Origin of the sequence: Marinimicrobium locisalis (genome assembly GCF_039822625.1) — a bacterium.
GTDB classification, from domain to species: Bacteria; Pseudomonadota; Gammaproteobacteria; order Pseudomonadales; family Cellvibrionaceae; genus Marinimicrobium; species Marinimicrobium locisalis.
Genome location: NZ_JBDLLG010000006.1, coordinates 151159 through 164707, shown reverse-complemented (window position 1 = coordinate 164707; position 13549 = coordinate 151159). Strand labels below are relative to the sequence as shown.

The following is a 13549-nucleotide window of genomic DNA, read 5'->3' as shown; positions in this document are numbered from 1 at the left end:
GCTCTAGAGCCCTCTCGGGGTCTCGCTTTCTTCAAGGGGCGAGCCCGTGCGCTGGGAGAGGCTTTCCAGCGTTTCCCCGGGCTCGGCGGCGGCTATTTGGTAATTCAGCTCCAGGCTGACCGACACCTCCTTGCCGTGCTCGTCTTTTAGAAGCACATGGTTGAGGCGATGTGATAGCTCTTCCGCGAAGCGTTCGGCTTCCTTCACGCTGGCGTCGGGCATAAAAACGGCAAAGCGGCGGCCTCCCATGCGCGCGGCAATTTGGCCGTGGCGCAAATACCGCCGTATTGCCTTGCCGACCCGGACCAAGACGTCGTCCCCGGCCTGCAGCCCGAGCCTGTGGTTCAGCTCGGTGACGTTGAGCACCCGCAAGCCGACAACCACGGGCTGGTCGCCTTGGGGGGTATGCTCCACCAAGGGGCCGCAGGTGGCAAAGAAATAGCGGCGGTTGTACAGTTGAGTTAACTGATCGACCGTTGCCAGGTCTCGCTCGATTTTTTGGTAGCTGCCGAGTATCAAGCGGTTGATGCGGTAGCTTTGGCCCAGGTGGTATAGGCCCAGGGCGGTGATCAGCAGACCGAGAGGAGCGAGCACCAGGTCGATCGCCTGGAACAGTCCGCCACTGGGTTGTATCAACCTGTTGAGCAGGCCTTGCCAAACGCCGAGGAAATGAAGCCCGAAACCTGTCGTCAGCTTAACGGCAACGGCCCGGCGCACGGGCAGGTAGGCGGCGATGGCAAATAGCAAAAAGGCGGCCAGGCACAGGACCAAGTCCCGCGAAACCTGGGCCCATTCTACGTTTTGTGGCCTCAGGGTCGGAAAGGTATAAAACAGAAACAATGCCCAAGCAAAGGCGAAAAACACGGTCAGCAGCAGTGTCGTGAATGCCTTCGAAAAGTGGCTGATCATGGTTTTCTCAAGAGAATTGCCGATAGTAGAAGAGAGTGTAGCAGGCGCCAACAGGGCTCGCCCGGTTCTTTTCCCGGTGCCTGCCGCGATCTCCGCCAGAGAGTGAGAAACGGTTATGAGCAGTGATGAGAGTGATGACTGGGCGCTGTTTGAGCGCGAGATGCGCGATGTCCAACCCATCAAAAGTGAGCCCAAGGTGCCGCTGGGCCGACAAGACGCGCCGGAAATGACCCTGGCGCAGCGCCGTGAGGCGGCGGTAAAAGCCGCCGTGGGCTCGGACGAGAACTTTCTCTCCGGCGAGTATGTCCCGCCGCTGGACCCGCACGATATGTTGGATTTTAAGCGTGCCGGAGTGCAAAACGGGGTGTACCGCAATTTGCGTTTGGGCAAGTATACGATTGATGCTCGTTTGGACCTTCATGGCATGACGGTCGAGGAGGCGCGCCGGGCGGTCTTTCAGTTTGTGCAGGATTGCATGGCGCAGGATGTACGCTGCGGCCTGGTGACGCACGGCCGGGGCGTGGGGCGCAAGCGCCCGGCGTTGCTTAAGAGCTGCGTGGCGCACTGGCTGCCGCAAATGCGGGAAGTGTTGGCCTTTCACTCGGCGCTACCCCAACACGGCAGCAGCGGCGCGACTTACATTCTTTTGCGCAAGAGTGAGCGCAAACGACAGGACAATTGGGAGCGTCAACACAAGCGCAAAGGGTGAATTGGTAAGGGCCGCCTGTGGAAGTTGAATTTGAGCTCTGGGCCGGTGCGGGTGAACCCTTTCAAGACACGCCGTAAACCCCTCCCTGGGGGCTCGAATCGCGGGTCCCCCGCTCCACGGTCTTGAAAGGGTTCACCCGCACCGGCCCTCAGTGCTAACGTCACCGATCGTCACGTAGGGCGAATAAGCCGAAGGCGCATCCGCCATCAAAACACCCGAGGCCCCACCATTCATGAGCGTGCGCTGGCTCATCAAGCGTCCAGTTTTCCCTGAACCAACACATAGGGCCTGATCACCAAGGCCCACACTTCGGCGTCCGCCTCGTGCCAGGCTTGGGCTTGTTCGTCACCGACCACGTCTACCTTGCCTTCATCCATCCACTGTTTGAACTGTTCGGCATTGTCCCGGGAAAGCTCCGCGCCCACCTTGATCAGATCCAGGGAAGGGCTAACCCCAATGGCTCGCCCGGCGGCAAAAAATCGTTCGAGTTCACGCCAGGGGATGGTGGCGGTTTCTAGGTTGAGGGTCGCTTCCAGGGGGAGGGTAGGTTCGTCGGTCATAGTGTTCTTCTGGTTCAACGGTTCGTTCTGAAGGCCTCCGCGCATCCGACCGCCATCGGCCGGATGCGCTTGGGGAAAAAAGGTTTCGTCGATCCCGCCGATCAGTACACCTCGTACTCGTTGCGGCGCAGCATCTGGTTTTGGGCCAGGGCTGCATCCACGTTCTGAATGTCGGCGGGCGTTAGCATGCCCGCCGCTTCGCGCAGTTGGAAGGTGTTGATAATGTAATCGTACAGGGCATTCTGATAGTCGCGCTCGGCCTGGTAAACGGCCTGTTGAGCCAGCAGAACTTCCACCAGGTTGCGGGTGCCGACTTCGTAACCGGACTGGGTGGCTTCCAGGGCGCTGCGAGCGGACACAATTGCCTGCTGGCGAGCCTTTACCTGCGAAACTCCGGTCTCCACCGATAGGTGCAAAGAGCGCGTGCTTTGAATCACGCTGCGCTGGGTTCGGTTGAATTCTGCGCGTGCCTGCAGGTACTGAGCATGAGTCTGACGGCGTTCGGCGGAAACGCCACCGCCGGAATAGAGCGGTACGTCTAGCTTGACACCGAAGCTGTGCCCCTCTGATTCGATATCGCTGTCAATTACTTGATTGCCTAAAAATTCCGACCCCTCTCGGTTCGTCTCGCCGTAAGAAGCAGAAAGCCCCAGCGTCGGTAAGTGTTGCGCCTTGGAGGCCTTGGCGGTCTGTTCGGAGGCGCGTGTGTTCAGTTGCGCGGCTTTCAACTGGTAGTTGTTTTCCAACGCGAATTCTACCCAGGCGTGACGGTCGGTCGGTGTCGGGCGCACCGCTTCGAAGTCGTCCGGCAGCGGGGCGATGGCATTGAGCGGTGTGCCGGTCAGCACCTCCAGCTCTTCGTAGGCAATTCCCAGGTCCCCTCTGGCCTGCAGCACATTGGCCGCGGCGCTGTCGTAGACGGAGCGTGCTTCGTGCACCTCGGTGATGGCGGTCAGCCCCACCTCGTAGCGCTGCTGGGTCTGCTCCAGTTGCTGGGCTAGTGCCTCTTCTTCAGCCTTGGCGGTTTCGAGGTTGTCGATGGCCCGCAGCACATTGAAATAGGCCTGCGCGACTCGGACGATCAGGTCCTGTTGAGCGGCGCCGAACTGAACTTCCGCCAGTTCGCTCAGAGTGGCACCCCGCTTGTAGTTGTACCAAGCTCGCATGTTGAACAACGGCTGTGAGAGTGACACGCTCCAGCCGGACTGCTCGGTTTCTGTTTCTTTCACGCCTTCGCTGCCCTCCTCAGTCAGGTTGTTGAGGGTCTCGTTCTCTTCTTTTGAGTAAGTGGCGCTAGCATCAATCTTTGGCAGCAGCTTGGAGCGACCGATCGCCCGGTTTTCCAGTCCGGCCTCGTAGGCGGCTTCGTCCGCCTGCAACTGGGCATCATTTTTCAGGGCCAGCTCATACACATCCAGCAGCGAGTTGGCGCTGGCGGAAAGGGGGGCCATGGCGATCAGGCCGAGAAACCAAAACGTTCGGGTTGTTTTCATGTGAGTTCCTGTCCGTTGCATTCCAGAGTTGAGACGTCGTCGACCGACTGGTGGGCAAGTCGGGAGTTTACTCACTCGCTCGCGGGAGGTCGAGCCCGCGCGCGGGGAGAAGTTGTAAAAAAGGGTTAAAAGCGCGCCGGCCAAAGCCCAGCTCCGAGGCCGATGGTGCCCTGCGGAAACAGGCACGCCGACTTTACAGGCCCGAATGACTGGCCTAGACTGTCCAACAATCGTCGGGGTGCCCCGGGGCTGAAAGCCCAGGGCTGAGATTTTACCCGTTGAACCTGATCCGGTTAATACCGGCGTAGGGAACGAAAGCGAAACGGCCCCTCTCGGTGCTTCTCACCGATTCACGATCATTCCTGGCTTGTTGCTGACGTTTCCCGCGCCACTGTCTTCGGGAGTGGAACGCGTGAACGACTTTTTGGCTCAACCCCATCGCTCCGGGCCCCCGGTGGCGCTGACCATTGCCGGCAGCGACAGCGGCGGGGGTGCGGGCATCCAGGCAGACCTGAAAACCTTTGCCGCCTGCGGTATTTTCGGCTGTAGCGCTCTGACCGCCCTGACCGCTCAAAACAGCGTGGGGGTGCAGGCGGTACATCCGGTGCCCCCCGAATTCGTCGTCCAGCAGCTCAACTCCGTACTCTCTGACTTCTCCGTGCGCGCCATCAAGACCGGCATGCTGGCCAACGTCGGTGTGTTGGAGGCGGTGGTCCAAGTGCTGAATGACTGGCCCGACATTCCCCTGGTAGTGGACCCGGTGATGGTGTCCACCAGTGGGGATCGCCTGCTGGAGCCGGAGGCGGAGCGCATTATCCGCGACCGGCTCCTACCCCGCGCCACGCTGGTTACCCCCAACCTGCCCGAGGCCGCCGCCCTGCTGGGAGAGCCCTCCACCGAGGAGCAAGCCGGCCTGTGGCGACAAGCCGAACAGCTCCTGGCCATGGGGCCGGGGGCGGTCTTGCTCAAAGGTGGGCACAGCGAGGGGGCCGAGGCCATGGACCTGCTGCTCAGTGCCGAGCTGTCCGAGGTGCTCTCCCGCCCGCGCCTGAGAACCGCCAACACCCACGGCTCTGGCTGTACCCTTTCGGCCGCCATTGCCGCCGGTCTGGCACGGGGCCTGACGCTTGCCACCGCCGTGGCCGAGGCCAAAGATTATGTGCAGGGGGCGCTCGCCGGCTCAATGGGGTGGCAGCTGGGTCGCGGCGCGGGCCCACTGGACCACTTCTATCGCCAGCACTGGCCGGAGCCTCCGCTGCCCTCGCACGCCCCTTTATCCTCCGAAACCGAATGACCACTGACTGAATACCCGAATCAAGGAGTTTGCTATGCCGTCCCAACCCAAAGCGCAACCGTTACGCGAATCCGCCGAGGTCGACAATGCCTCGGTCCAGCCGATGCCCGGCTCAAAAAAAGTGTATGTCCAGGGCTCGCGTCCGGATATTCGCGTTCCCATGCGGGAAATCGAACTGAGTCAGACGCCCACCGAGTTTGGGGGTGAAGACAACCCGAGCCTGCGGGTGTATGACACCTCGGGTATTTATACCGACCCGCAAGCGAATATCGACCTGCGCCAGGGTCTGCCCGCCCTCCGGGCCGCCTGGATTGAGGAGCGGGACGATACCGAGATACTGTCCAAAGCGAGCGCTCACTACACACAGAAGCGGATGGAGGACCCGGAGTTGACCTCTCTGCGGTTTGATCTCACCCGCCAGCCCCGCCGCTCCAAAAGCGGAGCGAATGTGAGCCAGATGCACTATGCCCGGCGCGGTATTATTACCCCCGAGATGGAATATATCGCCATTCGCGAGAACATGGCCCTGGCCGATGCGCGCGAGCGCGGCGACATGCAGCACCCCGGGGTCGCGTTCGGGGCGAACATTCCCGATGAGATTACCCCCGAGTTTGTGCGCTCGGAAGTCGCCCGCGGCCGGGCGATCATCCCCTGCAATATCAACCACCCGGAAACCGAGCCGATGATCATCGGCCGTAACTTCCTGGTGAAAATCAACGGCAACATCGGCAACTCGGCCCTGGGCTCTTCCATCGAAGAGGAAGTCGCCAAGCTCACCTGGGGCACCCGCTGGGGCGCCGACACGGTCATGGATCTGTCCACCGGCAAGCACATTCACGAAACCCGGGAGTGGATTCTGCGTAACTCTCCGGTGCCCATCGGTACCGTGCCCATTTATCAGGCGCTGGAGAAAGTGGATGGGGTTGCCGAAGACCTGACCTGGGAAGTCTTCCGGGACACGCTGATCGAACAGGCCGAACAGGGCGTTGATTACTTCACCATTCACGCCGGGGTACTGCTGCGCTATGTGCCTCTGACCGCCGAGCGAGTGACCGGCATCGTCTCCCGGGGTGGGTCGATCATGGCCAAATGGTGCTTGGCCCACCACAAGGAAAGCTTCCTCTATACCCACTTCGATGATATCTGCGAAATCATGAAGGCCTACGACGTGGCCTTCTCCCTGGGGGATGGCCTGCGCCCCGGGTCGGTGGCCGATGCCAACGATGAGGCGCAGTTCGGTGAGTTGGAGACTCTGGGCGAGTTGACTCACCGCGCTTGGGAGCACGACGTTCAGGTGATGGTGGAGGGCCCCGGCCACGTGCCCATGCAGATGATCAAGGAAAACATGGACAAGCAGATCGAGGCCTGCGGCGAAGCGCCGTTCTATACCCTCGGGCCGTTGACTACGGATATCGCCCCCGGTTATGACCACATCACCTCCGGCATCGGGGCGGCCATGATCGGCTGGTATGGCTGCGCAATGCTCTGCTATGTCACGCCCAAAGAGCACTTGGGCCTGCCCAATAAGGATGATGTGAAAACCGGCATTATTACTTACAAAATCGCCGCCCACGCGGCGGACTTGGCCAAGGGTCATCCGGGGGCGCAGTTGCGGGACAACGCCCTGTCCAAGGCGCGCTTTGAATTCCGCTGGGAGGATCAGTTCAACCTGGGCCTGGACCCGGACACGGCTCGCTCCTTCCACGACGAGACGCTGCCTAAGGACTCGGCCAAGGTGGCGCACTTCTGTTCCATGTGCGGGCCCAAGTTCTGCTCCATGAGAATTTCTCAGGAAGTGCGAGATCATGTGGCGGCCCAGGGGACAGAAGTTGTGGAAGAGGCCGTCCGAATGATCGACGTGGAGGCCGAAATGCAGGAGAAAGCCCGCGAATTCCGCGAACAGGGCGCGGAGCTTTACCAGAAAGTCTGATTGAGAGCTTTCTCTCCAGGTCGTCCGGACCCTCCAGAGAGTCCGGGCGCGCTACCGGGTGAACCTTTCTCAAAACGCGATGAATATGTCCCTATAGCTCCCTCACTTCGTCCCTGAAGTGAGGGTTTGAGAAAGGTTCACCCGGCATCGCGCCCTCTGTGGATAGCCGAACACTCGATAGCTGCCGTAGGGTTGGTCGGTACGACGCTTCGGAGCGAAGCGCACCTACCATTTTGCACTTCATCCCAATCCCACTTGCAAGTAGCCTAGCACCCGCGACTTCGGGGAGCGTAGGGTATGGTAAGGCGGTAGCCGCCACCTACCATTCATGACCTCCACGTGCTAAAGCTAGCCGAACGCTCACATGCTACGTAGTATATCGGTAAGAATTCACTGCAAGGACACGGCGTCAGGCAGACGGTTTCGAAACCGTCTGCCTGATGGCGGGTCCGTGGCCGCTACTTTAGCTCCACCTCTAAATAGGCTCGAACCATGACCAACTGGAAAAAAGCCCCCTACACCCGCGACGATGTGGAAATCACCGACCGGGAAACCCTCTACAAAAACTTCTTCCGCGCCGAGAAACTCACCCTCAAACACAAACTGTTTCAGGGGGGCTGGACCGACCCCATGTCCCGCGAGCTCTTCCGGCGCGGCCCCGCCGTCGGCGTGCTGCTCTACGACCCCGAGCGCGACCTCATTGGCTTGGTGGAGCAATTCCGCGCCGGTGCGCTCGATGACCCTCAGGGCCCCTGGTGCCTGGAAATCGTCGCCGGCATGATCGAAGAGGGCGAAACCCCCGAAGACGTGGCGCGACGGGAATCCGTCGAAGAAGCTGGCGTCGAGCCCCAGCACCTGGAGTATATCGGCAGCTATTTCCCCAGTCCCGGGGCCTGTGATGAGAAAATGCACGTCCTCTGCAGCCTGGTGGATCTCGGCCAAGCCGGCGGAATTCACGGCCTGGACGAGGAGAACGAAGACATCAAAGTGCACGTCATTCCCGCGCTAGAGGCTTTCGAATGCCTGTACAAGGGGCGCTTCAACAACGCCGCCGTGTTGATCTGCCTGCAATGGCTGCAGCTCAACCGGGAGCGGTTGAAACAGGGATAAATGCCCAAAGGTCTGTTAGACTCAATTTAATCCGTCCGATTCGCCGGGCGGCCAGGCCGCCCAATGTCCCCTCGGCATACTCGTCGCCGCCCGTTTTCGGGTGAGAGGGGGTCTTGGCGATCAAATTGTGACCAAGAAATTGACGACAGGTACCGCAGACACTGCAGGAGAGTCTCCGCGAATGATAAAAAGCCGCTACAAGGTCAATTTATCCCGTCAGCTTGCCGAGTGCGAAGCCAACTACTGGCGCCTGTGCAAGCTGATGCCGGAGGGCGTAGGCGGTGAGCGCTGGCAGTTTGCGGTGACCAGTGGCGGCCAGCAGTGGCGGACCCAGATTGAAGTGACCGAACGCTCGCGCTACACCACGACGTTGCGCCTTAGCCAGTCGGACGCGGCCCTGGGGGATGACTGGCTCAAGGCGCCCCAGCTCACCGTGCGCCTCTACCATGACGCCCAACTGGCCGAGGTGCTCGCCTGGGAGCGCCATCGCCACCTGCAGCCCCGCTATGAGTACCCCAACCGTGCCATGTACCACCAGGATGAAAAGGCGCAATTGAACCGCTTTCTCGGCGAGTGGCTCGGTTTGTGCTTGGCGAAAGGGCACACCCTGGAGACGGTCTGGTAGACCTCCCGCTTTCTGACGCTCTTCACACTCCCTGACAAAAGTTCCGACACTGTTGGCAACTTCCTTGCACCTGTCTCAACTTGTGGTTATTCTCCAAGCACATTCTCAATTGCTCAGCCACGCTTCCGGGGCCATCCAGAGTGGCCGGCCCGGGGCGCAATGAGTCAATTGGAAGCGGAATCAACCGGATTATTGAGACGTTCGTGCGCCTGATTCAGATAACCGACTGCCATTTGGGCCCTCTGTCTGATCCCTCCCTGCTGGGACTCAACACCGACCAGAGCCTGGCGGATGTAATGGAGTTGATTGCCAAGGAGCAATCGACCTATGACGCTATGGTATGCACTGGCGATGTCGCCAGCGATGCCCACACCGAGTGCTATGGGCGTTTTGTCGAGACGATTCGCCGTTACACCGACGTCCCCCTGGGCTGGCTGCCCGGCAACCACGACTCGGCCGCGACCATGGCGCAGTACGAGGGCGAGGAGGTGCCCGAGTCCCGCGTGATGATGGTGGGCGAGTGGATGCTCGTGCTGCTTGACTCGGCGGTTCCCGGCTACGTGCACGGGCGCCTGGCCCAAAGTGAGCTGGAGTTCCTGGAGCAGACACTGGCCAGCAACGGCCAGCGCCCGACCATGATTATGCTCCACCACCAGCCGGTACCGGTGGGCAGCAAATGGATTGATGAATACATCCTCGACAACGCCGATGAGTTCTTTCAGGTCGTGGACGCTCACCCACAGGTGAAAGCCATTTCCTGGGGGCATGTGCATCAGTTCTATCAGGGCGAGCGAAATGGGGTTCAGCTGTTTGCCACTCCCGCTACCTGTATCCAGTTCGAGCCCGGCAGCCAGGACTTCGCGGTGGATCACGCCATGCCGGGTTACCGCTGGTTTGAGCTGCACTCCGACGGCAGCCTGGAGACCGGCGTCTCGCGCGTGACCGACCGCGAATACCATATCGACTATCGCTCCGCCGGTTACTGATGGCGCCGGCCCCCCGGTTACTCTATCTCCATGGGTTCCTCAGCTCGCCCGCGTCCTTCAAGGCGCGTCAGGTTAGCGCGTGGGTCGCACGCCACCGCCCCGACATCGACTTTCAGTGCCCACACCTTTCTCCCTATCCGAGCGAAACGGCTCGACAACTGGAAGCGCTGGTCCCTACCGAGGCGCCCCTCTATCTGATGGGGAGCTCTCTGGGCGGCTTCTGGGCCACCTGGCTGGCCGAACGCTATCGGGCCCCGGCCGTACTGATTAACCCGGCCGTGGCGCCCTGGCAATTTATGCCAAATTATGTGGAGGTTGACCTCAAGGGCTATCATACCGATGATACGTACCGCTTGAGCGCCCACCATGTGGATGAGTTTCGGGCCTATGAAGTGGCCTCACCGACCCGTCCCCAGGCCCTCTGGCTGCTGGCGCAAACGGGGGATGAGACCCTGGACTACCGCCAGGCGGTGGCCAAATATAAGGGGGCAAAGCAGACCGTGGAGCCCGGTGGCGATCATGGCTTTCAAGGTTTTGAGCGCTACATCCCCGAGGCCATCGCGTTCCTCGAAGAACATTGAAGTCGCACCTAGCGTATTCCCGCCGGGGCGGTAACGATATTAAACGGTAAGAACGACAACAGAGCTAATAAACCCTATATGGCGAATTACTCCTCAGAAGATATTGAAGTTCTCACGGGGCTTGACCCGGTTAAGAAGCGCCCGGGCATGTACACCGATACCTCTCGCCCCAACCACTTGGCCCAGGAGGTGATCGACAACAGCGTGGACGAGGCGCTGGCCGGCCACGCCAAGAGCATTCAGGTGGTGCTGCACAAGGACCACTCCGTTACCATTTCCGACGATGGCCGCGGCATGCCCGTGGACATGCACCCGGAGCAGGGCAAACCCGGGGTGGAGGTGATTTTGTGCACCCTGCACGCCGGCGGTAAGTTCTCCAACAAGAACTACCAATTCTCCGGCGGTTTGCACGGGGTGGGGGTGTCGGTGGTCAATGCCCTGTCCAAGATGTTGGAAATCACCATCAAGCGGGATGGCCAAGTGCACCGCATGGGGTTCGTCAACGGCGATAAAGCCACGGACCTGGAAGTGATCGACACCTGCGGCAAGCGCAACACCGGCACCGCCATCCGGTTTCTGCCCAACCCCAGCTATTTTGAATCTCACAAGTTCAGCATCAGCCGGCTGCGTCATGTGCTCCGGGCCAAGGCCGTGCTGTGTCCGGGGCTGACAGTCATCTTCAAGGATGAGCAGTCCGGGGAGACCGATGAGTGGTTTTATGAAGACGGCCTCAAGGATTACCTGCTGGGCGCTACCCAAGGCTGGGAAACACTGCCCGAACAGCCTTTTGTGGGCGAGTTCAACGGTAAAACCGAAGCGGTCAACTGGGCCGTTCAGTGGCTGCCTGAAGGGGGCGAACTGGTACAGGAAAGTTACGTCAACCTAATCCCCACGGCCCAGGGCGGCACCCATGTGAACGGCCTGCGCACCGGTTTGCTGGACGCACTGCGGGACTACTGTGAATTTCGCAGCCTTCTGCCCCGGGGCGTCAAACTGGCGCCCGAGGATGTGTGGGCGAACTGCAGCTACGTCTTGTCATCGAAACTGGCGGACCCTCAGTTCTCGGGTCAGACCAAAGAGCGCTTGTCCTCCCGGGAAGCGGCGGCGTTCGTCTCCGGCATTGCCAAGGATGCCTTCGCCCTCTGGCTCAACCAGCACACCGAGGACGGTGACAAGCTGGCGGAGCTGTGCATCAACAACGCCCAGCGGCGGGTGCGCTCCAGTAAAAAAGTCGCCCGAAAAAGAGTTACCCAGGGCCCGGCTTTACCCGGCAAACTGGCGGACTGTTCGAGCTCCGACCCGGTACGCAGTGAACTTTTTTTGGTGGAGGGGGATTCGGCCGGCGGTTCCGCCAAGCAGGCGCGGGATCGCGAGTTCCAGGCGATCATGCCGCTGCGCGGGAAGATTCTGAACACTTGGGAGGTGGATGTTTCCGACATCTTCTCCAATCAGGAGGTGCACGATATTTCCGTGGCGTTGGGGGTGGATCCCGGCGCGGCGGATCTGACTCAGTTGCGTTATCACAAGATTTGTATTCTGGCGGATGCGGATTCCGACGGCCTGCATATCGCGACGCTGTTATGCGCGCTGTTTGTGCAGCACTTCCGCCCGCTGGTGGAAAACGGTCATGTCTTTGTGGCTATGCCGCCGTTGTACCGGATCGATGTGGGGAAGGAGGTGTATTACGCCTTGGATGAGAGCGAGCGCAACGGTGTTCTGGATCGCATTGAGGCGGAGAAGAAGAAAGGCAAGGTGAATGTTCAGCGCTTTAAGGGGCTGGGTGAGATGAATCCGCTTCAGTTGCGTGAGACGACCATGGCCCGCGATACCCGACGGTTAGTGCAGCTCGGCATTGATGATATCGAGGGCACTCTGAAAATGATGGATATGCTTCTCGGTAAAAAACGCGCCTCTGATCGTCGCGTCTGGCTTGAGAGCAAGGGGAACTTGGCCGATATCCCTGTGTAGTTGTGTAGTGGCATTGGGGTCCGGTCCGGGGTGGGGCATACCCCTTGGAGACCCGCCGTGAACCCCTCCCTGGGGGCTTCTCATCGGCATCCATGCCTCAGAGAGTCTCCAAGGGGTATGCCCCACCCCGGACCTCAGTGCCAGTAGACAGTTTTGAGGAAGAGCTTATTTTTCATTAAAGATTCCTTTCCCTGTGCCACCGCTGGTGTCAGGACGCGCTCCCCGAATAGTCGAATCGGATGTAGTTTTGAGCATTTGGGAGCGGAATATTGGCACTGAGGATTGCAGGGGAGGTGTACCACTTCGAGACTCTCTGAGGCATGGATGCCGATGAGAAGCCTACAGGGATGTATTTACGGCGGGTCTCGAAGTGGTACACCTCCCCTTCAATCCGGGCTTCACGTATCCCCCTAGTTAAACTAATAGAGAGACTTCTCCCCCTCAGGGCGCGTCTTGAACCGCCGATGTACCCACATGTATTGCTCGGGGCACTCTCTGACCCGTGCCTCCACAAACGCATTGATCGTCGCCGCATCCGCCTTATCATCGCCGGTCGGAACCGACGTCAGTGGCGGGTAGACTTTGACATCGTACCCACTGCCATCCTCCCGGCGATAATGCGTAAACGGAATCAACCGGGACCGACCCATGCGCATCAACTGCAGCGTCGCCGTAATCGTCGCCGCCGGCACCCCGAAAAACGGCACAAACACATGAGGGCGGCGAGGGCCGTAATCCTGGTCCGGCGCATACCAGACCGCCCTTCCCTTGCGTAGATGGCGGACCATCTGGCGCAAATCCTCGCGGGCAATGGTCACGCCCCCGTCGCTGAAACGCTCCCGCCCCCGGCGCTGGATAAAATCGTACAGCGCATTGTTGTGCGGACGGTACAACCCATCGATCGAATGACTCATGCACAAAAACTTGGCGCCCAGGTCCAAGTGAGTGAAATGCATGGCCAGCAGAACCACGCCCTCCCCCTCATCGGCCGCCTGGCGCAAATGTTCCAACCCCTCCACCGTATAAAGCTTCTCAAGTCGCCGTCGGGGCCAGAACCAAGCCATGCCGGTCTCAAAAAGTGCCAGCGCCGTGGACTCGAAATTATGGCGCGCCAGCGCCACCCGTTCCCGCTCCGGTTTTTCCGGGACGCACAGCTCAAGATTGCGCAGCGCCGTGTGGCGGCGGCTCTTGGCCAAGTGCCAGAGCACTCGTCCCAGGCCCCGCCCCAGCGCCAGTTGGGCACGATAGGGCAATAGAGCCAGTAGCCACCAGATTCCAAAGCCCACCCAGGTTAACCAATAGCGCGGGTGAAACAGTCGGCGGGAGACTCTCGGCATTTCGTCATTTCCTCATGCGCAGGCAAAAGCGCTATTCTAACGCGTAT

General features: G+C 60.2%; 12 protein-coding genes and 1 riboswitch. Of the genes, 8 read left to right on the top strand and 4 right to left on the bottom strand.

Annotation, left to right across the window (positions count from 1 at the left end; translation table 11 throughout):
• Positions 1-3: 3 nt before the first annotated feature.
• On the bottom strand, positions 4-909 hold the full coding sequence (locus AAE514_RS06080; protein WP_347330630.1) for a GGDEF domain-containing protein: 906 nt from the start codon (positions 907-909) through the stop codon (positions 4-6).
• A 115-nt stretch (positions 910-1024) separates the two neighbouring features.
• Here AAE514_RS06080 and smrA point away from each other — a divergent pair, with 115 nt between their 5' ends.
• A complete protein-coding gene (gene smrA / locus AAE514_RS06075) occupies positions 1025-1618 on the top strand; it encodes a DNA endonuclease SmrA (RefSeq protein WP_347330629.1) in 594 nt (197 codons plus the stop codon).
• A gap of 251 nt (positions 1619-1869) precedes the next feature.
• Here the strand turns inward: smrA and AAE514_RS06070 are convergent, their stop codons facing one another.
• Positions 1870-2178 carry a DUF2288 domain-containing protein gene (locus AAE514_RS06070; RefSeq protein ID WP_347330628.1) on the bottom strand — a complete coding sequence of 103 codons (309 nt, stop codon included), beginning with the start codon at positions 2176-2178 and terminating at the stop codon, positions 1870-1872.
• Positions 2179-2279: 101 nt separating this feature from the next.
• Entirely contained in the window at positions 2280-3671 is a 1392-nt protein-coding gene (locus tag AAE514_RS06065; RefSeq protein WP_347330627.1) for a TolC family outer membrane protein, read from the bottom strand.
• A 224-nt stretch (positions 3672-3895) separates the two neighbouring features.
• Positions 3896-3999: riboswitch (TPP riboswitch) on the top strand.
• Between the two features lie 84 nt (positions 4000-4083).
• On the opposite strand from AAE514_RS06065, the gene thiD reads away from it, so the two are divergent.
• The 7 genes from thiD (at position 4084) to parE (ending at position 12165) form a co-directional block, all read left to right on the top strand.
• Positions 4084-4965: a bifunctional hydroxymethylpyrimidine kinase/phosphomethylpyrimidine kinase gene (thiD, locus tag AAE514_RS06060; protein WP_347330626.1), complete on the top strand. Its 882-nt coding sequence runs from the start codon at positions 4084-4086 to the stop codon at positions 4963-4965.
• Positions 4966-4999: 34 nt separating this feature from the next.
• Positions 5000-6895 (top strand): phosphomethylpyrimidine synthase ThiC, encoded by a 1896-nt coding sequence (thiC, locus tag AAE514_RS06055; RefSeq protein ID WP_430623881.1) that lies wholly within the window; start codon positions 5000-5002, stop codon positions 6893-6895.
• A 492-nt stretch (positions 6896-7387) separates the two neighbouring features.
• Positions 7388-8005, top strand: a complete 618-nt coding sequence (locus tag AAE514_RS06050; protein WP_347330625.1) for an NUDIX domain-containing protein — start codon at positions 7388-7390, stop codon at positions 8003-8005.
• Between the two features lie 181 nt (positions 8006-8186).
• A complete protein-coding gene (locus AAE514_RS06045; RefSeq protein ID WP_347330624.1) occupies positions 8187-8630 on the top strand; it encodes a DUF1249 domain-containing protein in 444 nt (147 codons plus the stop codon).
• Between the two features lie 203 nt (positions 8631-8833).
• Positions 8834-9616 (top strand): 3',5'-cyclic-AMP phosphodiesterase, encoded by a 783-nt coding sequence (cpdA, locus tag AAE514_RS06040; RefSeq protein WP_347330623.1) that lies wholly within the window; start codon positions 8834-8836, stop codon positions 9614-9616.
• Positions 9616-10197, top strand: a complete 582-nt coding sequence (locus tag AAE514_RS06035) for a YqiA/YcfP family alpha/beta fold hydrolase (RefSeq protein ID WP_347330622.1) — start codon at positions 9616-9618, stop codon at positions 10195-10197. The genes cpdA and AAE514_RS06035 overlap by 1 nt, the downstream gene beginning before the upstream one ends.
• 78 nt (positions 10198-10275) lie before the next feature.
• Entirely contained in the window at positions 10276-12165 is a 1890-nt protein-coding gene (parE, locus tag AAE514_RS06030) for a DNA topoisomerase IV subunit B (protein ID WP_347330621.1), read from the top strand.
• 419 nt (positions 12166-12584) lie between these two features.
• On the opposite strand, the gene lpxL is transcribed toward parE, so the two are convergent.
• Positions 12585-13502 (bottom strand): LpxL/LpxP family Kdo(2)-lipid IV(A) lauroyl/palmitoleoyl acyltransferase, encoded by a 918-nt coding sequence (lpxL, locus tag AAE514_RS06025; protein ID WP_347330620.1) that lies wholly within the window; start codon positions 13500-13502, stop codon positions 12585-12587.
• Between the last annotated feature and the right edge of the window lie 47 nt (positions 13503-13549).

Excerpts from the sequence above, each read along its gene's own strand:
- AAE514_RS06080 (WP_347330630.1), bottom strand. The coding sequence starts at position 909 with ATGATCAGCCACTTTTCGAAGGCATTCACGACACTGCTGCTGACCGTG.
- smrA (WP_347330629.1), top strand. The coding sequence starts at position 1,025 with ATGAGCAGTGATGAGAGTGATGACTGGGCGCTGTTTGAGCGCGAGATG.
- AAE514_RS06070 (WP_347330628.1), bottom strand. The coding sequence starts at position 2,178 with ATGACCGACGAACCTACCCTCCCCCTGGAAGCGACCCTCAACCTAGAA.
- AAE514_RS06065 (WP_347330627.1), bottom strand. The coding sequence starts at position 3,671 with ATGAAAACAACCCGAACGTTTTGGTTTCTCGGCCTGATCGCCATGGCC.
- thiC (WP_430623881.1), top strand. The coding sequence starts at position 5,000 with ATGCCGTCCCAACCCAAAGCGCAACCGTTACGCGAATCCGCCGAGGTC.
- AAE514_RS06050 (WP_347330625.1), top strand. The coding sequence starts at position 7,388 with ATGACCAACTGGAAAAAAGCCCCCTACACCCGCGACGATGTGGAAATC.
- AAE514_RS06045 (WP_347330624.1), top strand. The coding sequence starts at position 8,187 with ATGATAAAAAGCCGCTACAAGGTCAATTTATCCCGTCAGCTTGCCGAG.
- AAE514_RS06035 (WP_347330622.1), top strand. The coding sequence starts at position 9,616 with ATGGCGCCGGCCCCCCGGTTACTCTATCTCCATGGGTTCCTCAGCTCG.
- parE (WP_347330621.1), top strand. The coding sequence starts at position 10,276 with ATGGCGAATTACTCCTCAGAAGATATTGAAGTTCTCACGGGGCTTGAC.
- lpxL (WP_347330620.1), bottom strand. The coding sequence starts at position 13,502 with ATGCCGAGAGTCTCCCGCCGACTGTTTCACCCGCGCTATTGGTTAACC.